The sequence below is a fragment of the Fibrella forsythiae genome (assembly GCF_017353175.1).
In the GTDB taxonomy this organism is placed as follows: domain Bacteria; phylum Bacteroidota; class Bacteroidia; order Cytophagales; family Spirosomataceae; genus Fibrella; species Fibrella forsythiae.
In genome coordinates, this window is record NZ_JAFMYW010000001.1 from 85,051 (window position 1) to 111,543 (window position 26,493).

At 51.4% G+C, this 26,493-nt stretch carries 22 protein-coding genes; 10 read left to right on the forward strand and 12 right to left on the reverse strand.

Going from position 1 to position 26,493, the window contains the following annotated elements; translation table 11 throughout:
• Positions 1–35: 35 nt before the first annotated feature.
• Positions 36–1,508, reverse strand: coding sequence for a proline--tRNA ligase (gene proS / locus J2I46_RS00530; RefSeq protein ID WP_207326971.1), 1,473 nt, complete (start codon positions 1,506–1,508; stop codon positions 36–38).
• Between the two features lie 285 nt (positions 1,509–1,793).
• On the opposite strand from proS, the gene J2I46_RS00535 reads away from it, so the two are divergent.
• The 5 genes from J2I46_RS00535 to J2I46_RS00555 all read left to right on the forward strand — a co-directional run bounded on the left by J2I46_RS00535 (position 1,794) and on the right by J2I46_RS00555 (position 9,112).
• Entirely contained in the window at positions 1,794–3,122 is a 1,329-nt protein-coding gene (locus tag J2I46_RS00535) for a hypothetical protein (RefSeq protein ID WP_207326972.1), read from the forward strand.
• A gap of 196 nt (positions 3,123–3,318) precedes the next feature.
• Positions 3,319–4,911, forward strand: a complete 1,593-nt coding sequence (locus tag J2I46_RS00540) for a hypothetical protein (protein ID WP_207326973.1) — start codon at positions 3,319–3,321, stop codon at positions 4,909–4,911.
• A 205-nt stretch (positions 4,912–5,116) separates the two neighbouring features.
• Complete coding sequence (locus J2I46_RS00545) at positions 5,117–7,660, forward strand: ATP-dependent Clp protease ATP-binding subunit (protein WP_207326974.1); 2,544 nt, start codon at positions 5,117–5,119, stop codon at positions 7,658–7,660.
• Positions 7,661–7,751: 91 nt separating this feature from the next.
• On the forward strand, positions 7,752–8,570 hold the full coding sequence (locus J2I46_RS00550; protein ID WP_207326975.1) for an aldo/keto reductase: 819 nt from the start codon (positions 7,752–7,754) through the stop codon (positions 8,568–8,570).
• Between the two features lie 134 nt (positions 8,571–8,704).
• The gene (locus tag J2I46_RS00555; RefSeq protein WP_229379420.1) at positions 8,705–9,112 is read left to right on the forward strand and encodes a glyoxalase; all 408 of its coding nucleotides are present in this window, start codon (positions 8,705–8,707) and stop codon (positions 9,110–9,112) included.
• Positions 9,113–9,132: 20 nt separating this feature from the next.
• Here J2I46_RS00555 and J2I46_RS00560 read toward each other — a convergent pair whose 3' ends face one another.
• A complete protein-coding gene (locus J2I46_RS00560; protein WP_207326976.1) occupies positions 9,133–10,005 on the reverse strand; it encodes a carbon-nitrogen hydrolase in 873 nt (290 codons plus the stop codon).
• 141 nt (positions 10,006–10,146) lie between these two features.
• On the reverse strand, positions 10,147–11,406 hold the full coding sequence (gene argH, locus J2I46_RS00565) for an argininosuccinate lyase (RefSeq protein WP_310588993.1): 1,260 nt from the start codon (positions 11,404–11,406) through the stop codon (positions 10,147–10,149).
• A gap of 268 nt (positions 11,407–11,674) precedes the next feature.
• Between argH and J2I46_RS00570 the strand changes: the two genes are divergently transcribed.
• Together J2I46_RS00570 and J2I46_RS00575 are read left to right on the forward strand one after the other, a co-directional pair.
• Complete coding sequence (locus J2I46_RS00570) at positions 11,675–12,667, forward strand: type I phosphomannose isomerase catalytic subunit (protein WP_207326978.1); 993 nt, start codon at positions 11,675–11,677, stop codon at positions 12,665–12,667.
• A gap of 93 nt (positions 12,668–12,760) precedes the next feature.
• Entirely contained in the window at positions 12,761–13,558 is a 798-nt protein-coding gene (locus tag J2I46_RS00575) for an energy transducer TonB (protein WP_229379422.1), read from the forward strand.
• A 56-nt stretch (positions 13,559–13,614) separates the two neighbouring features.
• Here the strand turns inward: J2I46_RS00575 and J2I46_RS00580 are convergent, their stop codons facing one another.
• The 3 genes from J2I46_RS00580 to J2I46_RS00590 are packed head-to-tail and all read right to left on the reverse strand — an operon-like array spanning position 13,615 to position 15,896.
• Positions 13,615–14,448: a TIGR02757 family protein gene (locus J2I46_RS00580; RefSeq protein ID WP_207326980.1), complete on the reverse strand. Its 834-nt coding sequence runs from the start codon at positions 14,446–14,448 to the stop codon at positions 13,615–13,617.
• Positions 14,445–14,657 (reverse strand): hypothetical protein, encoded by a 213-nt coding sequence (locus J2I46_RS00585; protein ID WP_207326981.1) that lies wholly within the window; start codon positions 14,655–14,657, stop codon positions 14,445–14,447. Before J2I46_RS00585 ends, J2I46_RS00580 begins: the two co-directional genes overlap by 4 nt.
• A 42-nt stretch (positions 14,658–14,699) precedes the next feature.
• Entirely contained in the window at positions 14,700–15,896 is a 1,197-nt protein-coding gene (locus J2I46_RS00590; protein WP_207326982.1) for a LysM peptidoglycan-binding domain-containing protein, read from the reverse strand.
• 93 nt (positions 15,897–15,989) lie between these two features.
• On the opposite strand from J2I46_RS00590, the gene kdsB reads away from it, so the two are divergent.
• From kdsB to porX, 3 genes are all read left to right on the forward strand, one after another.
• On the forward strand, positions 15,990–16,742 hold the full coding sequence (gene kdsB / locus J2I46_RS00595; protein WP_207326983.1) for a 3-deoxy-manno-octulosonate cytidylyltransferase: 753 nt from the start codon (positions 15,990–15,992) through the stop codon (positions 16,740–16,742).
• A 74-nt stretch (positions 16,743–16,816) separates the two neighbouring features.
• The gene (locus J2I46_RS00600) at positions 16,817–17,680 is read left to right on the forward strand and encodes a glutamate--tRNA ligase family protein (protein ID WP_207326984.1); all 864 of its coding nucleotides are present in this window, start codon (positions 16,817–16,819) and stop codon (positions 17,678–17,680) included.
• Between the two features lie 156 nt (positions 17,681–17,836).
• On the forward strand, positions 17,837–19,414 hold the full coding sequence (porX, locus tag J2I46_RS00605; RefSeq protein ID WP_207326985.1) for a T9SS response regulator signal transducer PorX: 1,578 nt from the start codon (positions 17,837–17,839) through the stop codon (positions 19,412–19,414).
• A gap of 73 nt (positions 19,415–19,487) precedes the next feature.
• On the opposite strand, the gene J2I46_RS00610 is transcribed toward porX, so the two are convergent.
• The 6 genes from J2I46_RS00610 to J2I46_RS00635 all read right to left on the reverse strand — a co-directional run bounded on the left by J2I46_RS00610 (position 19,488) and on the right by J2I46_RS00635 (position 26,389).
• On the reverse strand, positions 19,488–20,225 hold the full coding sequence (locus J2I46_RS00610) for a hypothetical protein (protein WP_207326986.1): 738 nt from the start codon (positions 20,223–20,225) through the stop codon (positions 19,488–19,490).
• A 55-nt stretch (positions 20,226–20,280) separates the two neighbouring features.
• Positions 20,281–21,045, reverse strand: coding sequence for a hypothetical protein (locus J2I46_RS00615; protein ID WP_207326987.1), 765 nt, complete (start codon positions 21,043–21,045; stop codon positions 20,281–20,283).
• A 137-nt stretch (positions 21,046–21,182) separates the two neighbouring features.
• Positions 21,183–21,581 carry a DUF2267 domain-containing protein gene (locus J2I46_RS00620; RefSeq protein WP_207326988.1) on the reverse strand — a complete coding sequence of 133 codons (399 nt, stop codon included), beginning with the start codon at positions 21,579–21,581 and terminating at the stop codon, positions 21,183–21,185.
• Between the two features lie 129 nt (positions 21,582–21,710).
• Positions 21,711–22,790, reverse strand: a complete 1,080-nt coding sequence (fbaA, locus tag J2I46_RS00625) for a class II fructose-bisphosphate aldolase (protein WP_207326989.1) — start codon at positions 22,788–22,790, stop codon at positions 21,711–21,713.
• A gap of 148 nt (positions 22,791–22,938) precedes the next feature.
• Positions 22,939–23,637, reverse strand: coding sequence for a SanA/YdcF family protein (locus J2I46_RS00630; RefSeq protein WP_207326990.1), 699 nt, complete (start codon positions 23,635–23,637; stop codon positions 22,939–22,941).
• A 109-nt stretch (positions 23,638–23,746) separates the two neighbouring features.
• The gene (locus tag J2I46_RS00635) at positions 23,747–26,389 is read right to left on the reverse strand and encodes a DNA gyrase/topoisomerase IV subunit A (protein ID WP_207326991.1); all 2,643 of its coding nucleotides are present in this window, start codon (positions 26,387–26,389) and stop codon (positions 23,747–23,749) included.
• Positions 26,390–26,493 lie beyond the last annotated feature (104 nt).

Consider the following 26,493-nt stretch of genomic DNA (forward strand, 5'->3'; position numbering starts at 1 on the left):
CGCCATTCGTCTTTGTTTTCCTATGCAATTAAGGCCTAGTAGGCCCGTGCAAATACAACGCGTTTATTCGACGGTTTACCTGTGAAGATGCACGTGCCGGCTTCTTCAGGGGCGTCTAGCGGAATGCAGCGAATAGTTGCCTTTGTAGCGTCCTTAATGGCGTCTTCCGTCTCCGGGGTGCCATCCCAGTGGGCCATAATGAAGCCGCCTTTCTCGATCTGCTCTTTAAACTGATCAAACGTATCAACATAGAACGTATTAGCTTCCCGGAAAGCCAGCGCTTTCTGATAAATCGATCGCTGAATGTCGTCGAGCAGTGCGCTGATGTGCTCAGTCAGGCCATCGAACGAGACGGTTTCTTTTGTTTTCAGGTCGCGACGGGCAATTTCAACAGTGCCGTTTTCCAGATCACGCGCCCCCATTGCCAGGCGGACAGGCACACCGCGAAGTTCATACTCCGCAAATTTCCAACCGGGCTTGTTGGCATCCGAGTTATCGTACTTTACGGAGATACCCGCTTTCTTAAGCTCGGCCATCAACGGTTTTACCTTGTCGGTGATGGCATCCAGTTGTTCGTCAGACCGGTAAATTGGCACGATAACGACCTGAATCGGTGCCAGTTTAGGGGGGATAACGAGCCCGGCATCGTCCGAATGGGCCATGACGAGTGCACCCATCATCCGGGTCGACAGGCCCCACGACGTGCCCCATACATACTCGAGCGTGTTCTGCTTATTCAGGAATTGTACGTCAAACGCTTTAGCAAAATTCTGCCCCAGAAAATGCGACGTACCTGCCTGAAGTGCTTTGCCATCCTGCATCATGGCTTCGATGCAGAGCGTATCATCGGCACCAGCGAAGCGTTCGTTAGCCGATTTGGTCCCGCGAATAACGGGCATGGCCATCCATTCTTCGGCGAAGGTGGCGTAGACCTCCAGCATCTGACGGGTTTCTTCCCGTGCTTCCTTCTCGGTAGAGTGAGCAGTGTGGCCCTCCTGCCAAAGGAATTCGGCGGTGCGCAGAAACAAACGGGTTCGCATTTCCCAGCGCACAACGTTCGCCCACTGGTTGATCAGCAGTGGCAGATCGCGGTAGCTTTGAATCCAGTTTTTGTAGGTACTCCAGATAACGGTTTCTGATGTTGGCCGTACGATCAGTTCTTCTTCAAGTTTAGCATCTGGGTCAACAATGATTCCAGAGCCATCTTCGGCGTTTTTGAGGCGATAGTGGGTCACTACTGCGCACTCCTTGGCGAAGCCCGCCACGTGCGACGCTTCCTTGCTTAGATACGATTTAGGAATGAACAGCGGGAAGTAGGCATTCTGGTGACCAGTCTCCTTGAACATATCATCAAGAGCCCGTTGCATCTTCTCCCAGATTGAAAAACCGTAGGGTTTAATGACCATACAGCCTCGTACGGCTGAGTTTTCGGCCAAATCAGCCCGTTTAACCAGTTCGTTATACCATTCCGAGTAATCCTCGGCCCGCGTAGGTAATGCTTTTGCCATTATTTATCAGTTTACTGTTTACCGTTCGCTGTTTTCTGTTGCTTCGTTACATCACATTATTCGGTGGTCAGCAGCGCAACAGAAAACAGCGAACGGTAAACAGTAAACTTTTTATTAGTAGATTAAACCTTGATTAGTTACCCGTGTCTAAGTAGAGAAAGGGCTTGCAAAGATAGGTTTTAATCCTATTTTTGTAATCAAACCGCCACCATTCTGGTTATAATGGCAGGTATGTATACCTTCTTTCTGCTTAACCCTTTACAGACACTATAAACGCTTGTTTGTATGAAACTTAATAATACATGGCAGTACCTGGCAGTTGTTGCCATGCTTGGTATGGGAGCATGTAGCTCCAGCCGTCAGGCTGCTCAGAATGCCGGCGAGGTCGATGATCTGTACGGCAATTCTGGTGATGCGGCCGTGTATGCGGGCGACGACCGGAAAACAACGCAGCAGGATGTTCGGCAGGCCTCACGGCTCGACCGCCGCCAGTTGCAGCAACGTGGCACGAACCTGAACCCTGATTATTCAGACCCTCAGCAGAATGCTACCGGAACTGACGCTGATTATTATACCGAACTCAGTGCCCGCCAGGTACAGCGTGGTATCTCGCCTGATCCGGGTTGGGGTGCAACAGATGCGTATGCCAGTGGCTACGCCAACGGGTACAATCAGGGCCTGTATGGTGCTAATAGCTGGAACCGTTGGGGAATGAGTAACGTCGGTTTATTAGGCGGTATCAGTCTCGGACTAGGCATCGGTTCAGGATTTGGCTACAGCCCGTTCGGATATAGCTCATTCGGTTACAGTCCGTTTGGCTACAGCCCATTCGGCTACGGTGGTTATAACCCCTATGCATATGGTGGCGGTTTTTATGACCCCTTCTACAGTTCATATGGCTTCGGTGGTTACGGCTACAGCCCATTCGGCTTTGGTGGTTACGGCTATAATCCATACGCTTATGGTGGCTACTATGGTGGTACAACGGTGATTAACAACAACTATATCACCGGCGCAGACCCGTATCGTAACAACCGTACGTATGGCCCGCGCGGTAGCAGCACATCGGCCCGTTACAGCGGCGACTTCAACAACACGGCACCAAGTTATAATGGTGGCCGCCGGACAGGAAGCTACGGTTCTGCCTACAACAACTCAACTACCAGCGACGGGACATACTACAGTGCTCCGAACTCGGGCCGTGGGTCGAGCCGTGGTGCCGGATCATACAGCAGTGGATCTGTAACGCCAAGTGGTGGACGTACCTACGGCAATTCGTCGGGAAGCTACACACCGGCAACAGGTTCTGCTTCGTCAGGTTCGTACTACGAACGTCCATCACGTGGCGGTTCCTACTCGCAGCCTTACAGCAGCGGAGGCAGCAGCAGCCGCGGTAACTACTCGCAGCCAAGTCAGCAGGCACAACAGTCATATTCGCGGCCAAGTCAGCCATCATATCAGCAAAGCCAGCCTGCCTATCAGCAGCCAAGCCGTAGCTATAGCACTCCTACGCCAAGTTATAGTGCACCAAGCTATAGCGCACCGAGCAATTCGGGTGGTGGCGGTGGCGGGAGCTACTCGAGTGGCGGTGGCAGCTCACGTGGCCCAAGATAAGCCAGCTTAAAAAAATCAGTGAATAATCCCCGTTGGAAAGACTTCTGACGGGGATTATTTGTTATTAGAAGACTGAATGCCGGATTGTCCTGTTTTTAACGTTAAACCATCGATGGGTTTTCTGTTCTAAGCATTAAACCACGATAACGTGTGGCACAACGGGCTTCCATTCACCTTATCTTTTTCCTATACGCACATGAAACGCTTTTTAGCTGGTCTTTTGCTGGCTCTCCCTACTTCATCGCTTCTGGCACAGGGGAGCGCAGCTGAATACGCCGATGATGCCTTTCGGTACAATGATTTTGTTCAACAGGGTTCTGCCCGTTTCCGGGGTGTTGGCGGCAATCAGGTAGCCCTCGGCGGCGATGCCAGCAACATTGCCGGGAACCCGGCCGGTTTGGGGTTCTATAACCGCTCTGAAATTACTTTCAGCCCATCGATCAATCTGACATCGGCCCGAAGCGGATTTTTGGGAAGTACTGTCGACGCCAGCAAGACGAATTTCAATATTGGCCAGCTTAGTCTGGTATTTGCAGGTGAGCCATCACGCAACAGCCGGTGGCGGCGGTCGTCGTTCGGGATTTCTTATTCGCAGTCACTAAATTTCTCCAGTACGTCAGACGCCCAGGGACGAAATAACAACACCAATTCCACCTTTCTGAATGAATACATTCCGGGTCTGAACTCTGGTGCTCCCGGAAGCGTGAAAGAACGTGCGCTCTCCGATGATTTCACCGTAAACACGGCGCGTACGCCTGAAGCAGCCCTGTATGGCCTCTTTCTAGTCAACCCCACCGTATATGGTGCAACTTCGACTAATCCGAATGGCACGATTGATACGAACGGATCGCCTTTTTACCGGTTAGATCCAACATTACCGCTAAATCAACGCGCAACGTCGAACCAGTCGGGCGCAAACTCTCAATGGACGTTTGCTTACGGTAGTAATTTTGACGATAAGCTGTATCTGGGTATTTCGGCCAACATTTCTCGAATTCGCTATGATTCTGAGAATACAATTCGCGAAGCTCCGGTTAACGGGCAATTTGATAACTACGGACGCACTAATAACCTGGCCGTTACGGGTACTGGATTTGGCCTTACGGTTGGGGCAATCTACCGGCCTGTGCAGAGTTTTCAGATCGGTGCCAGCGCTTCTTCGCCCACCTTCTTTAGCATGAAGGAAACCTTCCAGCAAACGTTTTTTGCTTTTGGCCGCAGCTCTCAACTGGTCAGAGATCTAACAGTTAACAGCGTGGCGGTCGACCCCAATGATTTTAATTACTCGATGACAACGCCATTCCGGGCATCGGGCGGCTTTACGTATTTCCTGGGCGGCGGTAAATTGGGCTTCCTGACTGCCACGGCCGATTACGTAGGCTATGGCGGGATGCGAATCGGTACTGACGCGTTCAACTCGACGCAGAGCAACACGGATTTTAAGAATGATGTAACCTCCGAAGTGAAAAACACTTACCAGAATGTAGTAAACGTTCGGGCTGGTGCTGAAATTCGGGCAAACATGTTCCGGATTCGTGGCGGCGTGGCGTACCTGCCTTCAGCCTACCGCATTGATCTGGATCGGGTAAGCGCTGATTCACGCTCGCGGGTACTCTTCTCGGGTGGTGTAGGTGTACGTACCGACCGTTTTTCGTTCGATCTGTCAGGGTCATACTACAATCAGAAAACAGGCCTTTCGCCTTATATACTGAGTGATTCCGATACGCCAACTGTTTCTACAACAACGCAGCGGGTCAATGCTATGGCCTCGGTTGGGTTCTTCTTTTAACTGCACCGACTCCCCGTTTGCCAGTAGCCTCGCCAAAGCCTGCTCCTCTTAACCGACGAGCAGGCTTTGTCATACCAATAGGGCAGTGGCAACGGGGCTTAGTCGTACGGTAAAGAAGGGAGAAAATGTTCGGAAGGGTTGGTATCTATAGAAAACCAATTGGCTAACTTGGCTACTAAACACGTGTTGCACGAATTTCACCCTTATGAACCTGTCTACGGAGACCAAGCGGGCCGTTCAGATCGCCCAGGCCCTGGTGCATGAACATCGTCACGATGCCATTGCTCCCCCACATCTACTTCTGGGCCTGCTCCATAACGATGTTGGGCTGGCATCATGGCTGGTGGCCCTGGATAAGGATATCTACTTTCTGCGCGACTGGGCCGAGTACCGCCTTGAATTGCTGCCTAAAGCGACCAAAAACGTGTCGCTGCCCGCTTCTGATGCAGCTACGTCGCAGGCCATGCAACTGGCAGATCTGATTGCCACGCAGATGGAAAGTATGCAGATCGAACCGGCGTATGTGCTGGCTGCTCTGTTAAAACCAAGTGTGGCCTTCTCGGCTGAGCAGTTGAAGTCGTTACCCATTTCGCAGAAAGAGGTGCTCGATGCCCTGCAGGATGAACACCTGGTTGAAAAGGACATGTCGCCGTTAACGGGCGATAACAGACAGGCAGCCAGCTCAGGTACGTCTCCCGGAACAGATGCTGATTCAGGTGAGTCTGCCTTAGCCCGGTTTTGCGAAAATAAGACCAATCAGGCCCGCGAAGGAAAACTTGACCCGATTGTTGGCCGGGACCGTGAACTCCGTCTCATGCTGGAGATACTTCTGCGTCGGACCAAACCCAATGTCATGCTGGTCGGGGAGCCGGGAGTAGGCAAAACGGCGCTGGTCGATGGATTCGCGCAGGCAATTGTGGCCGGTACCGTTCCGGGTGGTTTGCAGGTGGCTGAGCTGTATGAACTTGACCTAGGCTCGCTGGTGGCAGGTGCCTCCTATAAAGGTGAAGTTGAAGACCGCTTGAAGAGTATTTTAAAAGAGGTAAAGCAACACGACAAAGCTGTATTGTTTATTGATGAGATTCACATGCTCCTGAATCCGAACGGCTCGGTAGGCGCTGGAGTATCACAGCTACTAAAGCCTGAACTGGCACGGGGAGAAATCACGGTAATTGGGGCTACTACGCTGGATGAATACCGACAATACGTGGAGAAAGATGAGGCGTTCAGTCGTCGGTTCGAGCAATTGCCTGTTCACGAGCCCACTACGGTTGCAGCCACCCGTATGGTGGAAACGCTGATACCCCGCTACGAGGCGCATCATAACCTGAAAACCGACGAAGGGGTTGCTGCTGAAGCCGTTCGGCTGGCGCAGCGCTATGTAAAAGATCGACGCCTGCCCGATGCCGCCGTTGATTTGCTCGACCGCACAATGGCGGCTATACGTACGATGGGCGATACGGCCACGCAGGATTTAGACGCTTTACGCACTCAGCTGGCGACGGCGAAGGAAAAAGTGGCCGCGTTTGACGATGAACGCCAGTTGGCTGAATACCAGTGGGTATTGCAACAACTTCAGCAGAAGGTAAGTCCGATTTTGCAGCAGCAGGTTAACGAAGATGGGGCAACAGATCGGGTACAGCCTGAGAAAATTGAAGTTCCTGAGGCACTATTTACATACCTGACTGAGCGCATCGACGAATTGATGCCGTTAGCTGGTTTACCGCACGAAACCGTTAGCAAACAGGATGTAGCCGCGATGGTGGCCGCTAAAACAGGTATTCCGATGGGGAAACTGCAAACCAACGAGCGTGATCGTCTCCTGAAAATGGACGAGGTAATACAGAAACGCGTTGTTGGGCAAGACCATGCCATTCATACGCTGACGGCTAGTATCCTTGAATCAAGAGCGGGTTTATCTGGTGGGAAACAGCCTACAGGCGCGTTCTTTCTGCTTGGGCCAACAGGTACGGGCAAAACAGAGCTGGCAAAAGCCCTGGCTGATTTTCTATTCAACGATGAGTCATTCCTGATCCGCTTCGATATGTCGGAGTTCAAGGAGGAACATTCGGCAGCGTTGCTGTACGGGGCACCTCCCGGGTACGTTGGTTATGAGCAAGGGGGCTTACTGGTTAATAAAATCCGGGAGAAACCGTATGCTGTGGTGCTCTTCGATGAGATTGAAAAAGCACACCCGTCGGTATTCGATATCTTCCTGCAAATCCTTGATGAAGGAAAACTTCACGACCGGCTGGGTAAAGAAGGCGACTTCACCAACGCAGTGGTGCTCTTCACCTCAAACATTGGTAGCGAATTTGTGGTGAAGCAGTTTGGTGAAGGTGTTATTCCCGCCGCCAACGATCTGATGGAAATCATGTCGCGGCACTTCAGACCGGAGTTCCTGGCCCGTTTGACCGAAATCGTGCCGTTTGCGCCCATCTCTGAGGCCAACGTAGCCAGGATATTCGACATTCATCTGCGCGGCTTAACCGAGCCACTTCGGCAGCAGGGTATCCGGCTGGAAATCAGTACCACGGCTCGTGACTTTCTGGCGCTTAGCGGGTTCACGCCTCGCTACGGAGCCCGTCCGCTCAAAGGTGTTATCCGAAGTCAGCTACGTCGTCCCATTTCGCGCATGATTATTTCGGGCGAAGTCAATAAAGGAGATACCATTCAGGTGGGCCTGACCGATGCCCGGGAGTTGACCTGGAATGTGATTTCAGATGTAGTAGCGGTTGAGGTACTTTAATAGAGGCCAGTGAAGGCTGCGGCTAAAGTCGAGCTAGGGTGTAAAACGCTGTCTCGGCTTTAGCTATGCGTTGAAATCTCTATTTTTAGCCATGAATTCACCAACTGTTACGCTGAATAATGGCGTTGAGATGCCCTTACTGGGGCTGGGCGTATACGCTCCCCAACATAACAACGAAGTTCAACAGGCAGTCGAAGATGCGCTGGCGTTGGGGTGCCGTTTGATCGACACCGCAGCGGGTTACGGGAACGAGCGCGAGGTAGCCAGGGCTATTGCAGCGAGCGGCCTGTCCCGGAACGAACTCTTTATTACTACCAAAGTAAAGAACGAGGATCAGGGGTACGAATCGACCCGACGTGCCTTCGACCGTAGTTTGGCGTTGTTGCAACTAGATACGGTCGATCTGTACCTGATCCACTGGCCAACCAGTCCTCATCGACTGGACACCTGGCGAGCGCTGGAAAGCCTGTATGCCGAGAGGCGCATTCGTGCCATTGGGGTATCCAATTATTACCAGTCTCACCTGCATGAACTGCTTGCTATCGCTACGATTACACCTGCCGTAAATCAGGTGGAATTTAGCCCCTATTGTTACCGCCCCGATGTCCTGACATTTTGCCGGGAAAAAGGTATTCAACTGGAAGGCTATGCGCCGCTAGTTCGGGGAATGAAACAAAACGACCCTAAACTAATGGCGATTGCTGAAAAATATGGCAAATCAAGCTATCAGGTCCTGGTGCGCTGGTCGCTGCAGCATAACGTAGTGACGATTCCAAAATCGGTGAAAAAAGAGCGGATTCAATCTAATTTCGACGTGCTCGACTTCGAACTGGCAACCGACGATTTTGAGACTATGAACACATGGTATGACAATACCCGGATTGCCGACGACCCATCCGATCTTGCGTAGTAATACCTGGTGAAAGAACATAGTCGAAGACGCCTGCATTCGGCCAGTTCACGAGTAGAGTCGACAGTAGTCCTTATTAACGGAATAAAGACCAGCGCATGGAATAGGCAGCCGCTTTCTGCTGTTGTGTTTCTATGAGAGACATTGCCCTTCTGGCCCTACGGCCGGTGATTCTAACAGAAACGACAACTGCCGGTCAAGCTGAATCATTTCAAAATCAGACACTTCGGCCAATTCTGAAACTACAGAACGACCTACTCCTGCGTCTGTTTCGGCATTACCTTGTTAAACGTAAGCAATTGGGGGCTGATTCCCGCTTTGGCAGGATGAGCCAGTCTGAACAGCATACCTATATCGATCATGCCATCCGGACCGATCTGAAATTCAGGAACCTGCTGATTGGAACCATTGTGGGGCAGTTTACCAGCGCTGAATTAGCTGTTTTCCTATCCGACGAGTCAGAACTGAGCCGCCGGCTGGGGAACATGCTTACACAACGAATACAGAGCCAACAGGCGCTACTACTGGCGATACAAGAATAGTTGCGCCTGTTGACTAGCCTTTATTCATCAAGGTATCGCTTCGTAATCGGCTGATACGAATCGATCCGGCGGTCGCGGAAATAGGGCCAGGTAGTCCGGTATTTTTCACCCGCCTCCAGGTCGATCTCTTGAACATGAACCACTTCCTGATCATGGGGGGCCAGATAGAGCAGAGTTCCGAACGGATTGGAAACAAAAGATCCACCCCAGAATTGCTGATCGGCCTCGCGGCCAACCCGGTTTACCGAAACGACGTGTAAGCCGTTGGCGATGGCATGGCTCCGTTGAATTGTTTGCCAGGCGTTATACTGCTCGGTATTCTGCGCTGGGTCAGGCTCGTTAGTATCCCAGCCAATTGCCGTTGGGTAAACCAGTAGATCGGCCCCCATCAGGGCGGTGATCCGGGCTGCCTCCGGGTACCACTGATCCCAGCAAATCAGCACACCAACGCGGGCAAACTTAGTATTGAATACTTTATAACCCAGATCGCCAGGAGTAAAGTAAAACTTCTCGTAATAGCCTGGATCGTCGGGAATGTGCATCTTCCTGTATTTTCCCAGGTACGTTCCGTCGGCATCGAGCACAGCCGTTGTGTTATGGTAAAGCCCCTGCGCCCGCTTCTCGAAGAGTGAAGCCACAATGACAACGCCCAGTTCAGCGGCCAGTGCACCCATCCGACTGGTCGTAGGGCCGGGAATTGCTTCGGCCAGACTGAAATTATGGTGATCTTCCACATCGCAGAAATAAAGCGATGTAAACAATTCCTGCAGGCAAACGATCTGCGCTCCCTTCTGTGCAGCTTCGCGAATACGTTCTTCTGCTTTCTGTATGTTGGCCTCGACATCGGCAGAGCAACTCATCTGTACCAGACCAATATTGACTTTTTTCGACATATATAGTGTCAACGCTTAAGCGTCGGCTTGGGCAGTTATGGACGGGCCTACACGCCTGTAGCAGGAGCGGAGACGCCCGCCTTGTTTGGCGTTACTCTGAAAACCGGAAACGTACCTGTCCTGTTCCTTTTTTCTATTCGATCAGGCTAGTAGTGCCGTTTCAGCAGCTTGCGCTTTGTCGGCCCCGAAACCCGCCAGCGTCTGATTCATGAACGCGACAATCTGGTCATTCATCAGGTTACCGATGCTGCCCTCGTGCGTGTGATGTAACTCACGGGGCGGCAGGTACGTATGCTCCGCGATCTCTTTGCCAACGGTTCGGTAGGCTTCGCGGAAAGGTACGCCACTCAACACCAGTTCATTAACGCGCTCGACACTGAACAGTAGATCGTATTTGCTGTCGTCGAGTAAATTTGGTTTAACCTGAATGTGTTCGAGCATAAAATCGGCAATGTCCAGGCAGTCGAGCAGATCGTCGAAGGCGGGCATCAGAACTTCTTTCAGTAACTGCATGTCGCGGTGATACCCGGAGGGGAGATTACTCATCACCAGCGTCACTTCCATAGGCAGCGCTTTCAGCCGGTTACACTTGCCCCGGAGCAATTCTGCCACGTCGGGGTTCTTCTTATGCGGCATGATGCTGCTGCCGGTTGTCAGGGCGTCGGGCAGGGTCAGGAAGGCGAAGTTCTGGCTGTTATACAGACACACATCCATAGCTAAACGTGCCAGGGTAGTGGCCACCGTTGCCAGGGCGTTCAGGGCGGTCTGTTCGGTTTTACCCCGGCTCATCTGAGCGTACACTACGTTAACATGAAGCCCTTCAAAACCAAGTAGTTCGGTAGTGAGCGTACGGTTCAGCGGAAACGATGAACCGTAGCCTGCACCTGAGCCCAGCGGATTGCGGTTGGCATACCGGTAGGCTGTCTGCAGGGTCAGCATATCGTCGGCCAGGGCTTCGGCATAGGCACCAAACCAAAGCCCAAACGACGACGGCATCGCAATTTGCAAGTGCGTATAACCGGGCAGCAGATCATTCTTATGTTCTTCCGACCGTTGGATGAGGCGATTAAATACGCGTTGGGTAGCCTCGGCTACCTGCCACAAGCGCGACCGGGTAAATAGCTTCAAATCAACCAATACCTGATCATTCCGCGACCGCCCCGAGTGAATCTTCTTACCCACATCGCCTAACGCCCGGGTGAGCATCAGTTCGACCTGCGAATGCACATCTTCAACGTCATCGTCAATCACAAACTCACCCGACTGCGTTTTAGGGTAAATGCGCTTCAGCTCGGCCGCAAGTTGTTGGTAGTCAGTAGGAGAGAGCAGGCCAATCGTTTCCAGCATCTGCGCGTGGGCGAGGTTACCCAGTACGTCGAACGGAGCAAGGTAAAGGTCCATTTCGCGGTCGCGACCAACGGTGAACCGATCAATTTCAGCGGCGGTTGATACGCCTTCTTTTTGCCAAAGCTTAGCCAACGAGTGTAAGAATCAAAAGAGTGAGAAAGCGGTTTAAACAGTTACGAAAACGCAACCAGGTACGCAAAATTAGGCACTCTTGGCTGCAAACACGTCTGCGCTCTTTCTTTCTTTCACTCTTTAAAGTGCAACATCACCCGTAACTTGCCGGTTCTTGAGTTAATTAATGCTCAACAAAGACTTATTAGCTATGCTGTACCCACTGACGTTCACGCCACTGTTTAAAGATAAAATCTGGGGCGGACACAAGATCAAATCTGTTCTCGGCAAAGAGTTTCCGACGGGGCCAGACGGACCCCTGCCCAATTGCGGTGAAACCTGGGAAATCTCGGGCGTTCCGGGCAACATATCTGTAGTAAAAGAAGGAACGCTCGTTGGCGAAAGCCTGCAGGCTGTGCTGGAGAGGTTTGGCCCTGAACTGGTTGGCAAACACGTATACGAGCGCTACGGAAACGAATTCCCACTCCTGGTAAAGTTCATCGATGCCAATGACGATCTGAGTATTCAGGTACACCCGAATGACGAACTGGCCCACAAGCGCCATAACAGCTTCGGGAAAACCGAGATGTGGTACATCATGCAGGCTGATCCCGGCGCTGCGTTAAATTCAGGTTTTAACCGGGAAGTCACGAAAGACGAATACGTAAACGCCGTTGCCGACAACACGATCACCGATATACTGAACATCGAAGAAGCACATCCCGGCGACGTCTTTTTCCTGCCTGCCGGTCGGGTACATTACATTGGTAAAGGGCTCCTGCTGGCCGAAATTCAGCAGACGTCTGATATTACGTACCGCATCTACGATTTCGACCGGAAAGACGATAAAGGCAACCTCCGTGAGTTGCACACCGAACTGGCTGTTGATGCTATCGATTATACCTATCATGCTGATTACAAGACGCATTACGAGCATAAGCTAAATGAAGGCGTCAACGCGGTGACGAGCGATTATTTCGTTACGAACGTGCTTCGTTTTAATGAAGAAGTGCTTCACGATTACACACACCTCGACTCATTTGTGATTTTGGTTTGCGTGGAAGGCTCCCTGACAATCCAGGCAACCGGCGGTTACTCGGTGGCGCTGAAAATGGGAGAATGCGCGCTCATTCCGGCTTCTGTGACATCCGTGACGCTTGTGCCAAACGGTAGTATGACAGTGCTTGAATCATATGTACCGTAGGTGAACATGAGGTTGGGCAAACGGCTCAAATCGCTAGCCACTTGTGCATAATCCGGTCATATGCATCAACACAGAAAACTAAACTGTGTTGACATGGCAAATTTCGATGACATTCTGTTTGCAGGCCGTAACCAGGCCTACGGAGCATTTGCGCTGCGGCAGGCGTATCGCCATACGCTTGCCCGCGCGCTAATGCTGGGTACGTTACTGTTTATCGGTGCCTTGCAGTTGCCCGCGTTATACAACTGGGTAAAGCCTGACAGGCAGGCCTACATGAAGGAGATTACGCTGGAGAACGTAGTGCAGGAAACGCCACCTGAAGAGAAAATCGTAGTTCCACCCAGGCAGGAGATTGCGCCTGTGGTGGCAACGGTGAAGAACATGGTGCCTGAGGTAGTTGCCGATGCGCCGGATGAAGACCCCCCGGTAGCCACCGTGGAGGAACTGGAACATGCCACGTCTGGACAGACAACGCAGGAAGGAACTGGTGAAGAAGAGTTGATTTTAATGCCTGACGCCCTGGCAGGGCCCAGCAGGGAGGAGGTGGCGGTGGAAACACCTGTAGCAAAGAATGAGGCTCCTTTTCTGGTAGTTGAGCAGATGCCTGACTTTCCGGGCGGCCAAACAGCCTTGCGTGATTTTCTGCAGCGGACGCTTCGTTACCCGGGGGCTGCGAGCAGCGCGGGCGTGTCGGGGCGGGTAGTGGTAACGTTTACCGTCAACTCAGATGGTACGTTAACCGACCTGAACGTATTGAAGGGGCTTGGGTTTGGGACAGACGAAGAAGCGTTACGTGTACTGAAAGCCATGCCGCGCTGGAAACCAGGCCGACAATCGGGTCGGCCGGTGCGAGTGCGCTTCACACTGCCAATCACGTTCTCGCTGGAATAGATCAGGAAAAGCGTTATGCCGAAAACTCACTTGAACGGATTTCCGGCATAACGCTTTTACATTTCACCTTCGACACCAAGGCCAAACAGGGCAAAATCATAGCGGACAGGATCGGTAGGATCAAAATCGCGGAGAACGTTGGTCAGGGCAACGGCGGCTTTCCAGTCTGTTTTGGGCGACTCGTCTTTCCTGATCGCCAACAGTCCCAGTTTTGCCGCAACGCGCCCCACATGTACGTCGATCGGAATAACAAGCTGATCGGGACGAATACGCTGCCATAGCCCGAAATCAACGCCCGCATCGTCTTTTCGGACCATCCACCGCAGAAACATGTTTAATCGTTTGCAGCCCGAGTTGCGGGCCGGAGTAGCAATATGCTTCCGGGTACGTTCCGGAAAAAACAATTCATGATCGCCAGATTGCCCACAAAAGCGATCGTGAAAAATTCGCAGATGCGGCTCAACGGTTCGGCTGTCTGCCTCGCCGACTGGCAGGAAAGCATCTTCCAGCGAATCGTGTTTCAGGTAATACTGTTTCAGGAAATGCAGAAAATACAGCGCGTCTGTTGCGTTGAAAGTGCGGTGTTTGAAGTTCAGAAACCGCCGGAGATCTGAGTCTTCATGATACCGTACGAAGTCGTAGGGTACACCTTCCATGAGGCTGATCAGCTCATTGGCTTTCTTTAGAATAACCGGTCGTTGCCCCCAGGCGAGTACCGCCGCCCAGAAGCCCATAATCTCGATGTCCTGCAGTCGGGTAAACCGATGGGGAATGCTGATCGGGTCACGGTCGATAAACGAAGGCTGATTGTACTGACAGGCTTTCCGGTCCAGAAGCTCCCGAATGTCGGCCACTGCGAACGTACCTGGCGCAAAAATGGATTGCTTCATCGGCTACGTCCTCCGCTGGCAATCCAGGCACCTGCCCGCGAAACCCCCGACAGAATGGCAAGTAATGAAGAGATCACAAAGGTGAAGGTGGCAATGAACGGATACGAGAGAATGAACAGCACATTGAAGGTTTTGAAACCGGCAGAAGCTCTCATCTTTGCATCCCGCTCCTTATGTCGACGGGCAACCCGCTCTTCTTTTGTTTCCATAACTTAACGTATTTCTGTTTACGATATAGGGTAAACAGAAGACTAATTTGAATAACTCACTTCAGCCCGAAAACGCTGCCCATTTGGCGAAAGTTTCTCAAATGCTCTGGCCGACAAGCGGATCAACACCTGATTATTGATACCGGTATCGGGTAGTTTGCCAATCACTTTTACGTAGAGGCTCTGGTTGGTGATATCGTTACGTACCTGCACCAGCGTACCTACTGGCGCTGTCCGGTGCAGAGCCAGATACTTGGTCGATGAATCGTTGCCCTCGATTAAATCAGCAAAGCCAACGTCTGACTTCATGTTGGTTTTACGCGTGTTGCTCACCGGCTCATTATCCGACCGAGGCTCGGTTGTTTTGGGACTAGTTACGGCACGTTCTGTTGGTTTTGCCTCCGGACTTTTTTCTGCAGGCTTGCTGTCTGCTGGTTTAGCTTCAGTTGGCTTGGCTTCGGTTGGTTTCGGTTTTGGTTTGGTACCTGGCGTGGGCAATGGGTCGGGCGTAATGATTGGCTTGGCTTCCAGCTTGGCTACTTCATTCTCAGCCGCTTTTGCCGATGTTGGTTTCGCTTTGGTGGTGCCGGCCTCTGCCTTCTTCGCGTCGAATGCTTTTTCTGATACAATCAGTGACTGACCTACCTGAATGCCATCGGCACCCAGGTCATTCCAGCGGCGAATGTCGGCCATGGTGACATTGTACCGAACAGCAAGGCTATACAGCGTCTGCCCAGACTCTACAACGTGAATCCCGGTTGAGGATGAGCCCGCCGGACGCGCCGATGCCGGTTTCTCCGTCAATTTTTCGGGTTTCGGCTTGACCTTAGAGTCTGGTTTAAGTGCGTTTTTTACATCGTCGGCGGTAAGTTCCTCTGCTTCTTTCGGGCTTTGTTGCTTCTCTTTCTCTGCTTTCTTCTGTGCTTTCTCCGCATCGCGCTGTTCTCTGCGCGAGAGCGTGACTTCGACAACCGGAACTCGAAGGAGCTGATCATAGCGCACACTGTTTTCGGTCAGATCAGGATTAGCCGATTTGATGGCGTCGACAGTTGAATTGTACCGACGGGCAACCGCGTAGAGGGTTTGTCCCTGATCCACGCGATGCAGTACAAAGCGCTTGCCATCCTTACGTTCAATGCCCACAGAATCAACAGGAAAGGAGGGGGGCGTGCTGCTGGCGTGGGTAGCGTGAGCCAAAAGAAGGAGGCTGGGTATAGCGAAGTTAATTAGGCGGTTCATGGTATCTGGGTGGGCTATAGTGCACAAAATTGCAGTAGGCCTTTAACGTAAAACTAAGGAGAAAAGCGCTCATATTTGCAAGAAAACGCCTTTATGGACATTCTTGGTATTATTCCCGCCCGGTATGCATCTACCCGATTTCCGGCTAAAGCACTTGTCGATATTAACGGTAAGAGTATGATTCAGCGGGTGTTTGAGCAGGCTCGGCAGGCAACATCGCTAACCGCCGTGGTCGTAGCAACCGACGATGTCCGGATTTTCGATCATGTTCGTACGTTTGGTGGTGAGGTTATTATGACGGGAACGCATCATCAAAGTGGCACAGACCGATGCCAGGAAGTGGTTGAGCAACTGGGCAGAACGTACCCATATGTGGTGAATATACAGGGCGACGAACCGTTCATTCAACCCCGGCAAATTGACCTGCTCACTTCTGTCCTCGACGGAGCTACGGAACTGGCTACCCTGGTGAAAGCTATTACCGATCCGGCAGTGCTGACGAATCCCAATTCGCCCAAAGTGGTGGTCAGTCAAACGGATGGCGTCCTGCGTGAAGCGTTATATTTCAGTCGCCAGCCGATTCCCTATCAGCGCAACCAGCCTGAGAACGTAGCCGCCTGGCTTCAGCAGCATACGTATTGGAAACACATTGGCCTGTATGCCTATCGAACCGATATTCTGGCGCAGATAACAAAGCTTCCGCCATCGCTGCTCGAACGCGCCGAAGCCCTGGAGCAGCTCCGCTGGCTCGAAAACGGCTACCGTATTCGCGTTGTTGAAACCGACCTGGAAAGCTACGGTATCGATTCGCCGGAAGATCTGGAGCAATTAAGAATGAAGAATTAAGAATGATTTTGGCGTAAGACATTCACCAGCAGAGCCATTTGTGCTTATTCATTCCCACTTGATATTGTATTGTCGTGTTGTTCCGAATCGCACCTACACCGTCTGGTTATCTGCATCTTGGTAATGCCGTGAACTTTGTGTTGACGTGGCTGGCTGCGCGACAACGGGGGGCAGAAATTCTGCTTCGGATCGATGATCTGGATGCCGACCGGAAACGTCCTGAATACGTCGATGATATCTTTCGGTCGATCGATTTCCTGGGTATTGATTATGATGTAGGCCCGGCATCGCCAGCTGATTTTGCCGCTAACTGGTCGCAGCGATGTCGGCTTGATTACTATTCGGATACGTTGAATCGACTCCGTGATGCAGGTACGTTGTATGCCTGCGGGCTGTCGAGGCGGGCATTGCAGGCGTATGGACCAACGTACCCAGCTGAAGGGAGGCAGCAGCAACTCGCACTAGATACCCCGAATGTGGCCTGGCGATTCCGTGCCGATGGAAATGGAGAAGCCGATTTCGTGGTTCGGCGGCGCGATGGTCTGCCGGCCTACCAACTAGCTTCACTGACTGACGATCAGTATTTTGGGGTAACGTACCTGATTCGTGGCCAGGATCTGATCGAATCGACCGATCGGCAGCGTCAACTGGCCGTCGCACTGGGCTGGACTGACTTTCTGCAGGCGCGTGTCTGGCATCACCCTCTCCTGTTGAGTAGTGAGGGGAAAAAACTGTCTAAATCGGCGGGCGATGGCTTTATCGCTGAAACGTCAATCCGGGCAATGCGTGAGCGGAGCAACGTACCTGAGATGGTATATCGGCAGGTGGCGCGGTTGTTGAAGGCGCCCGCCGAAGCAGAACACAGCCTGAAAGAACTATTGCTCTGGGGGATTCCAGACAACTTGTTCAGGTCCGTTCAGACTGTTAAACTATCATAAACGCGAACTGCGTGAACAGACCGGGTCGTTAGAAGTTAAATAGATGTAAGTTGAATGACGTTAAGAGTCATAAGTCTGGATAGTCGTGTCAGCACTTTTAACACGACATCCAGACTTATGACTCTTTTTCGATGACTTTTCAGACTACTAGTCCTTATGCAAAACTACACTATACTCTGGGCCGACGATGAAATCGATCTGCTGAAACCACATCTGCTTTTCCTGAAAAACAAAGGATACGACGTTACTCCCGTAAACTCGGGTGCCGATGCGCTTGACAAAGTCGAGAACGAAAAATACGACCTTGTGCTGCTCGATGAGATGATGCCCGGAATGACTGGCCTCGAGACGCTGGCGCAGATCAAGCAAATGCGGCCAAACCTGCCCGTGGTGATGGTGACCAAGAGTGAAGAGGAACACATTATGGAGGAAGCTATCGGATCAAAGATCGCCGACTACCTGATTAAGCCTATCAACCCCAGTCAGTTATTGTTGTCGTTGAAAAAGAACCTCGACAATAAGCGGCTGGTGACTGAACGCACCAACATTGGCTACCAACAGGATTTCCGGAATCTGGCCATGCAGTTTGGCGACCGGATGGACCATACCGAATGGGCTGATGTATATAAAAAGCTGATTTATTGGGAGCTTGAACTCGACAGCGCTCAGGATAACAGCATGATCGAGGTGCTGAACATGCAGAAAAGCGAAGCCAACTCGAACTTCTGTAAATTCATCATCGAGAATTACGAAGACTGGCTCAACGATCCGAAGATCGACAAGCCCGTGCTGTCGAATCAGTTGATGCGGAAAAAGGTATTTCCGCTCCTGAACACGACCGAGACAGGGCCGCCGAGCGCGCCATTGTTTTTCATTCTGGTTGATAACCTGCGCTACGATCAGTGGAAGGTCATTGAACCGATCATTGCTGATTTCTTCACTGTTCAGGAAGAATCATCGTACTATTCGATTCTGCCCACAACGACAAGCTTTGCCCGGAACTCGATTTTTTCGGGACTCATGCCGAGCGAAATGGAAAAGCAGCATCCGGATATCTGGGTAAACGACGACAACGAAGAAGCCGGCCTGAATAACCACGAAGATGAATTCCTGAAACGGCAGCTCGATAAAGCGCGGGTCAATATCAAAACATCATACAACAAGATTCTGAACGTTGGTCAGGGGAAGGCGCTGGTTGATAATGTCAACAACCTGATGCAAAACCAGTTGAACGTAGTTGTTTACAACTTTGTCGACATGTTGAGCCACGCCCGGACCGATATGGCGATGATCAAGGAGCTGGCTCCCGACGAGGCTGGCTACCGCAGCCTGACCCGGTCGTGGTTCCTGCACTCGCCCTTGTTTGAGCTGATCAAGAAGATTGCCGATAAAGGGGGCCGCCTCGTTATTACCACCGACCACGGTATGATTCGGGTACAGAAACCCGCCAAGATTGTGGGTTACCGGGAAACCAACACGAACCTGCGCTACAAACAAGGCAAAAACCTGGGCTTCGACGAAGACCATCTGTTTGTGGCCCGTAAACCGGAGCGCCTGTTCCTGCCCAAGCCAAACGTATCAACCGCATATGTGTTCACGACGGAGTATTACTTTTTCGCCTACCCGAACAACTACAATTATTACGTCAATTACTACCGCGATACCTTCCAGCACGGCGGTGTATCGCTCGAAGAAGTTATCATTCCATTCGTGTACCTGACGCCGAAAAAATAGTCAACGTACCTATAAAGTAAATAAGCCTGCTACAGTCCTGGCAGGCTTATTTACTTTATAGGTACGTTGACTGTTACAGTTTATTCAGTTCATCAAGGTCGGTCAGTAAGTTTCTGTATTCGCTTTTGTTGCGCGCAAGGATTTGGGCACGTATGTCCTTCGGAAATAACCGAGTTGATAACTCATCACCGTACCGACCAGTTGCTGTTGTGTCGCTAAGCTCCGATATTTCTGCTTCGAGAAGGGATCTCCGTCGCTGTGTAGCCTCTAGGGTTGATGCTTTCATAGAGCTAAACTGACCTGGCGAACTATGCGGTTTCAATTTCTTCAACGCAGCAAGTAGGATTGCATGATCGTACGATTTCGCCTCGATAAGCTGTTGAGCGAAATAGCTGATCTGTGCGAAGTCTGACCCCTCCAGGATGCCGTATTTGTTAAGCAATATTCTGGGATACAGCTGTTTGAAAACCGCTAATATGGGTTCGCCCCGGTAATGGCTGACAAACGATTTATACAGATCAATAGCCTCTGCAGTCGAGATGGCTGGCCCAAGCGTTGACTGAGGAACTGGAATAGGGTCCAGAATCATTAGCTGAGCAAGCAGAAGTTGATACGTATGTACACAGCTATTGCCCGCCGGATCTGCACAAAAATCCGAATTATCAATCGGTACCTCTCCGAACGATTTCCGAATCTCAACCCGTTCAGGATGATCAATAACCGGAAGATGAGGGCCCTTTTCGGCTGCTTGTTTGTCGGTGCAGGAGAAGCTTCCTGCTAACAGGGCAACAATTAGGTATACCTGTTTCATAGTACGTTTCTTTGCACGATGCTAAATCAGGAGGAATTCCATAGAGGAGTCGGCCTTAGTTAACTGGTTCCTGTTGCCACTGGGTAAGCCGGGTAACAATTGCCGCCATTGAGGATCGTTCATACTGCCTCAGTAACCGTCTATGTGATGCCGTAGCGTATGTATCCGGGTCGCCAGCGACAAATTCTTTCGGATTCAGGGCAATGAGCGACTGTAGACGAATCTTCTCCCGGTTTTGCCGCACAGCCTCCCGCTTTGCCGCCTCAAGCGTACTACACACCAGTGTTGCGTATGACTCGTTTGGTATATGGCCCTTCAAAATCGACAAAAGCTCAGTTCTCAGATCGAAATCAAGTGCATTCGAGTGGGCCATCTCCGTTGCGAAATAGGCAATTGCAGCATAGTCTCCACTCGTTTTGATCCCATACTTGTTTAGCAGGATTCGGGGATAGAGTTGCTGAAAAACAGCCAGAATAGGCTCTCCCTGATGACTACCTACAAAATCTTTGTACAACTTGGTTGCTTCGTCTGCGGAAACAGGCAAACGCGCTCCTGGCTGTGGGACCGGAACAGGGTCCAGATCATTCAACTCATGTTGCAGATTATCGAGTTCAATAACACAATCTACCGATTGCTCAGACTGGCAAAAGGCCGATGTGTTCACCCAAACATCGGATAAAGAGCGCCGGAGGGTGCCATCCTCTCCAAGCATTTTACGATCGATCAGCAACAGAATTTCCTCATCAGACGAGACCAATCGCCGGAGATGGCAGGCATCCGCACTTACAAAGACAGTAAGGAGAAGGAAGAAGCGAAGCATATAAGTGGTGTATTGTTTAGCCAACTATAAGCCGATGTGTCAGGCACCAACAAAACGTACCCGGTCAGATCACCGCCTGAAGGCTAACTGACGACCTGACTGGGTACGTTTTGTTGGTGCTAATTCCGCAGAGAAGTTTACAAATTGCCTGCCGTTTCGAAAAGGGGGGCGTAGTCATCCGACAACGTACCTGCGATCTTCTGGATCTCGCCAGCTGTTACCATCTGGCTCAGAAGCTGCGCAAACTGGTGGGTATACCGCTTGCCTGTTTCGTCGTCAACGCCCGCCCGGTCTGCTACGCGCTCATAAAATTCAGTCAGCTTAAAACGCTCGCCCTGATCGCGCTCCTCCGGGCCAATTTCCCGGATAATGTCGAGAAGCTGAGCGGGGAGTTGCGCACCGAGGTTATCGGCAGCGTTACCGGCCAGGTGATCGGTCAGGGTGTGCAGGAAGGCCCGACTGATTGTCAGCACATCTGTTTCAGTGGTTACCCCAAGTTGCTCTTTTGCGGCGTGCACAAATTCTGGATACTGCATAATGTTGGTCGACTTTATAGGTTATTATACATCAACCCCACGGCCCGCAAAGGGTTTGCCCAAATGGCAGAAAAAAAAGCCCGTCAGCACATGCGTGCTGACGGGCTTCCAGGTACGTTCCAGACGGGCTTAGGCCAGACGGTTGATGCAGTTAAGGTCTTCGAACGCCGTTTTCAGCCGGGCGATCATTGACTCTTCACCCTTACGAAGCCATACGCGTGGATCGTAGTATTTTTTGTTCGGCGAATCTGGTCCTTCGGGGTTACCAAGCTGCGATTGCAGATAGCCTTCTTTCGACTTATAATAGTTCAGTACACCTTCCCAGGTAGACCACTGTACGTCGGTGTCGATGTTCATCTTCACAGCACCATACTGGATTGCCTCACGGATTTCGGCGCGTGTTGAGCCCGAACCACCGTGGAATACGAAGTTAACGGGCAGCGGGCCGGTGCCAAACTGCTCAACGATAAAGTCCTGTGAGTTTTTCAGGATGATCGGCGACAGTTTCACGTTACCTGGCTTGTATACACCGTGCACGTTACCGAATGCAGCGGCAATCGTGAAGTTGGGTGAGATTTTGCTCAGGTGCTCGTAGGCATAGGCTACTTCCGAAGGCTGCGTGTATAATTTCGAATCGTCAACGTCTGAATTATCAACGCCGTCTTCTTCGCCGCCCGTTACGCCCAGCTCAATCTCCAGCGTCATGCCCATCTTGGCCATCCGCTCAAAGTATTTGCACGAAATCTCGATGTTCTCTTCAATCGGCTCTTCCGACAGGTCGAGCATATGCGACGAGTACAGAGGCTTACCCGTTTGATCGAAGTGTTTTTCCGAAGCCGTCAGCAGGCCATCGATCCAGGGTAGGAGCTTCTTGGCGCAGTGGTCGGTGTGTAGGATGACGGGAACACCATACAGCTCGGCAATATTATGAATATGCAGGGCGCCCGATACGGAACCCGCAATAGCTGCCTTCTGGCCTTCGTTCGAGAGCGCTTTGCCTGCGTAGAAAATGCCGCCGCCGTTCGAGAACTGAATGATTACCGGCGAGTTCACCGCTTTGGCCGTTTCCAGCACAGCGTTAACCGAATTGGTACCTACCACGTTGACTGCCGGCAGGGCATAGTCATTTTCGTTAGCGTGACGGAAAATTTCTGAAACACCATCACCTGTGATAACACCAGGTGAAAAACGGGTGGCTACTTCGCTCATAGAAGAGATTTTTTGAACTTTAATAAGAAATAATTATGTCAAAGGAAGCAGTGACGAAGCGTATGCTTTTCAGCACCGCAAAGTACAATTTCTGGCGTGATAAATTGTGATTTTAGTTGGCCTGGGGCATCGGTACGTACCTGCCGGGCTACAGTTTCTTATTCCCGGTCTCTGGTTGGGGGCGAAGAAAATGTACATCCAGCATAGCCAGTGGACGGGCCATGTACTCACGAACAAGTGTTCTGAGCGAATAACCGTCAGGTACGTCCTGCGCGGCAAACGCCACAGCATTGATGCCTTCGTGATTACCGATATACAGGGCTCGTGCGTTATGGAAGTTCTGAGAAATGATGGTGATGTGGTGCTGCTTGAATACGTCTTTGCAGCGCAGAATCGAATCGAAGGTGCGGTAACCCGCGTAATCGGGAATCATCACGTCGGACGGAACACCGAGTTTGAGCAGGGCTTTCTGCATGTCTTCCGGCTCATTGTAATATTCTGAATCGTTATTGCCGCTCAGGATCAGAAACTTCACTTTACCTTCTTTCCAGAGCCGGGCGGTGGCCTCCATCCGATAGCGAAAGAACAGGTTTTCCTTTCCGCCCTTTACATACTTACTGGTGCCGAGTACTAACCCAACATCGTTGGCAGGCAACTGTCTGATATCGAAGAATATCTGCGACCGGGTGCTCGACACTACCCACCAATTGCAGAGCAGCACGACAAGGACTCCCGTGAAACCCGCCCCAATGCCTGCCTTCACAACACGCTTCCAGGCCCGCACCGACAGGCGGTGAGACAGGCGGCGGCGCGCGGCGGCACGGTCAATGTGGCGGGCTGTAATCATAGTAGATGGTCCAATGACTAAAGTTTAAAGTCCAAGCATTTACTGATTATACCTGATGACCCAGCGAAACCAGTAAGCGTTGGACGTCAAACTTTAGTCATCGACTTGATCAGAATAAACCTAACTGAACAACCGCTTCTGGTTCTTCGTCAGCAAGTGACTTGTCAGATGTTGAGACTTTGGGTATTTCCGGTGATTTCTCAACCACTTTCGGTGCCAGCAGTTTAGCTTCTTTCACCTTAAAATAAGGCAATTTAGCACCCAGTGCTTTCCAGCCACGAACATCCGCTGATTCGGCGGGTTCAAGTACCGCTTTCTCAAGCGGTGCCCGATCTTTCAGTTGGTACTGCACCTCTATACGCGGGAATGCATCCGTCGTTGCAGCGAGCAGCTTGGAGCCTTTCACATCGCCAATCAGACTAAACTTCTTGTCGATCGTCGTAGTCTCCACTTTAAAACGTTTTACGTAATAGAGTTTCTGAGCTGCCTCGAAATAAAGGGCCGAGATAACCGTATCCGGGTCGAACTTCTGCAACACCTGAATGTCCGACGGTTCATAGCGGTTGGTCAGATCAAAACTGGTCAGTTCGTACTCGCCATTTTTATACACCACCAGAATACTGTCTTTTGCATCAAAATTGCCAAGTAACCGTCCACGTTCGTCGCGGTTGAGGCGGCCCATATGGTCATCATACCAGATATCGGTACCCCCCAGGGTAGACGAGCCTGCCGTTTTCTGAACAATCTTGCGAACCGAGTACTTGGTCAGAATATTACCCTGCGCCGACCGATTTTTGATGCCGATGCTGGCAAAATCGAAATCGAACTGTTTCAGTTTAGCCGCGCTCTGAGCCGTCAGGTTCACCGTGATCACCTCGGCCTCGCCATTATCATTGGCGGTGAAGTAGGTGATTTTTGATTTCGGATTACCCATCGTCAGGTCGTACTCCCGATCGCGGGTAACAGCTGTAACGGGGAAACGTTTGGCCATTGAAATACCCGATTTGCCATCGAGATAGATCAGGTTGTAGACCTTCCGTTCGTCGTTTTTCTTGAACACCGAGACGTAAATGATGTCTTTGCCAACAAACGTTTTCTCCTGAATCTTGCTGACAAGGCATTTGCCATCGCGCCTGAACACGATCACATCGTCAATATCGGAGCAATCGCTGACAAACTCGTCTTTCTTCAGGCCGTAGCCAATGAAACCGCCTTCGCGGTCGACGTACAGTTTCTGATTGGCCGCTGCTACTACATTGGCCGCGATGGTGTTGAATGCCCTGACTTCCGTGCGGCGCTCGCGGCCTTTACCATATTTTTTCTGGAGGTCTTTGAAGTAATTGATGGCATAACGGGTCAGGTTAGCCAGGTTATCTTCTACTTCGGCCAGTTCCTGTTCCAGCCGCCGCATCAGTTCATCGGCTTTGAATCCATCATATTTTGAGATCCGCTTGATCCGAATTTCGGTGAGGCGGATCAGATCGTCCTGCGTGATGTCGCGGTAAAACAGCTTTTTGTGCGGTTTCAGGCCCTTGTCGATCGTTTCAAGTACGGCTTCGAATGTTTCGCATTCTTCAATTTTCCGGTAGATGCGATTTTCGATAAAGATCTTTTCCAGCGATGCATACAGTTGTTTCTCCATCAACTCACCCCGGCGAATCTCCAGTTCCTGTTTCAGCAGGGCTACCGTTTGCTGGGTATTGTATTTCAGAATCTCTGAAACACTGACGAAATGCGGCTTGTCGCCGATGATCACGCAGGCGTTGGGGGAGATGCTTACTTCACAATCGGTGAAGGCATAAAGGGCATCGATCGTTACGTCGGGAGAAACACCGGGTTGCAGGTGCACCACAATCTCTACGTCTTTCGCCGTGTTATCAACGACTGCCGCAATGTTCTTTCCGGGCGACTTGATCCGGATTTTACCAAGCTCGGCTGCTTTAACGATCGAATCGCAGAGCGATGTGGTAGTAACGCCATACGGAACGTCACGGATCGCCAGCGTTTTTTTGTCGATTTCTTCAATGCGGGCACGTATCCGAACTTTACCGCCCCGGTGACCATCATTGTAGTTGCTGACATCGATGTAGCCACCTGTTTGGAAGTCGGGAAAGAGCGCGAACGGCTTATCCTTCAGAATGGCGATCGAAGCGTCAATGATCTCGTTGAAATTGTGCGGCAGAATCTTGGTTGAAAGTCCGACGGCAATACCGTCGACGCCCATTGCCAGCAGCAGCGGGAACTTGACAGGTAGCGTGACCGGCTCTTTCTTCCGGCCATCGTACGACAGTTGCCATTCGGTAGTATCGTTATTGAACACCACATCGGCCCCGAACTTCGACAGCCGGACCTCGATATAACGGGCCGCCGCCGCACCATCGCCGGTTCGTACGTCGCCCCAGCTTCCCTGGGTATCAAAGACGAGTTCTTTCTGCCCAATATTGACGAGGGCTTCATTAATCGAGGCGTCACCGTGGGGGTGATACTGCATCGTTTGCCCAATTACGTTAGCCACCTTATTGAAGCGGCCATCATCCATTTCCTTCAGGGCGTGCAGAATCCGGCGTTGAACGGGTTTCAAACCGTCTTCAATAGCTGGTACTGCCCGCTCCAGAATAACGTAGGAAGCGTAATCGAGAAAGTACGTTTCGTAGAGGCCCGAAACCACGGTTTGATCGTGGAGGACCGCTTCGGTTTCATGAGTGTTTGTTGTTGTGTCGTCAGACGGTTCCTGATGTTCGTCGTTCACCATGTAGCAGCGAGGTGTTAAAAATACCCAGACATACCTACACTGAATAGGTCGGTGGAGTGGTGTATTCTGGCATTGTGTTTACCCCCTAAAGATACAAAAAAACG

What these genes read in the sequence shown, in the direction of transcription:
- proS (WP_207326971.1), bottom strand. Translation starts at nt 1,508, where the DNA reads ATGGCAAAAGCATTACCTACGCGGGCCGAGGATTACTCGGAATGGTAT.
- J2I46_RS00535 (WP_207326972.1), top strand. Translation starts at nt 1,794, where the DNA reads ATGAAACTTAATAATACATGGCAGTACCTGGCAGTTGTTGCCATGCTT.
- J2I46_RS00540 (WP_207326973.1), top strand. Translation starts at nt 3,319, where the DNA reads ATGAAACGCTTTTTAGCTGGTCTTTTGCTGGCTCTCCCTACTTCATCG.
- J2I46_RS00545 (WP_207326974.1), top strand. Translation starts at nt 5,117, where the DNA reads ATGAACCTGTCTACGGAGACCAAGCGGGCCGTTCAGATCGCCCAGGCC.
- J2I46_RS00550 (WP_207326975.1), top strand. Translation starts at nt 7,752, where the DNA reads ATGAATTCACCAACTGTTACGCTGAATAATGGCGTTGAGATGCCCTTA.
- J2I46_RS00555 (WP_229379420.1), top strand. Translation starts at nt 8,705, where the DNA reads ATGAGAGACATTGCCCTTCTGGCCCTACGGCCGGTGATTCTAACAGAA.
- J2I46_RS00560 (WP_207326976.1), bottom strand. Translation starts at nt 10,005, where the DNA reads ATGTCGAAAAAAGTCAATATTGGTCTGGTACAGATGAGTTGCTCTGCC.
- argH (WP_310588993.1), bottom strand. Translation starts at nt 11,406, where the DNA reads ATGGACCTTTACCTTGCTCCGTTCGACGTACTGGGTAACCTCGCCCAC.
- J2I46_RS00570 (WP_207326978.1), top strand. Translation starts at nt 11,675, where the DNA reads ATGCTGTACCCACTGACGTTCACGCCACTGTTTAAAGATAAAATCTGG.
- J2I46_RS00575 (WP_229379422.1), top strand. Translation starts at nt 12,761, where the DNA reads ATGGCAAATTTCGATGACATTCTGTTTGCAGGCCGTAACCAGGCCTAC.
- J2I46_RS00580 (WP_207326980.1), bottom strand. Translation starts at nt 14,448, where the DNA reads ATGAAGCAATCCATTTTTGCGCCAGGTACGTTCGCAGTGGCCGACATT.
- J2I46_RS00585 (WP_207326981.1), bottom strand. Translation starts at nt 14,657, where the DNA reads ATGGAAACAAAAGAAGAGCGGGTTGCCCGTCGACATAAGGAGCGGGAT.
- J2I46_RS00590 (WP_207326982.1), bottom strand. Translation starts at nt 15,896, where the DNA reads ATGAACCGCCTAATTAACTTCGCTATACCCAGCCTCCTTCTTTTGGCT.
- kdsB (WP_207326983.1), top strand. Translation starts at nt 15,990, where the DNA reads ATGGACATTCTTGGTATTATTCCCGCCCGGTATGCATCTACCCGATTT.
- porX (WP_207326985.1), top strand. Translation starts at nt 17,837, where the DNA reads ATGCAAAACTACACTATACTCTGGGCCGACGATGAAATCGATCTGCTG.
- J2I46_RS00610 (WP_207326986.1), bottom strand. Translation starts at nt 20,225, where the DNA reads ATGAAACAGGTATACCTAATTGTTGCCCTGTTAGCAGGAAGCTTCTCC.
- J2I46_RS00615 (WP_207326987.1), bottom strand. Translation starts at nt 21,045, where the DNA reads ATGCTTCGCTTCTTCCTTCTCCTTACTGTCTTTGTAAGTGCGGATGCC.
- J2I46_RS00620 (WP_207326988.1), bottom strand. Translation starts at nt 21,581, where the DNA reads ATGCAGTATCCAGAATTTGTGCACGCCGCAAAAGAGCAACTTGGGGTA.
- fbaA (WP_207326989.1), bottom strand. Translation starts at nt 22,790, where the DNA reads ATGAGCGAAGTAGCCACCCGTTTTTCACCTGGTGTTATCACAGGTGAT.
- J2I46_RS00630 (WP_207326990.1), bottom strand. Translation starts at nt 23,637, where the DNA reads ATGATTACAGCCCGCCACATTGACCGTGCCGCCGCGCGCCGCCGCCTG.
- J2I46_RS00635 (WP_207326991.1), bottom strand. Translation starts at nt 26,389, where the DNA reads ATGGTGAACGACGAACATCAGGAACCGTCTGACGACACAACAACAAAC.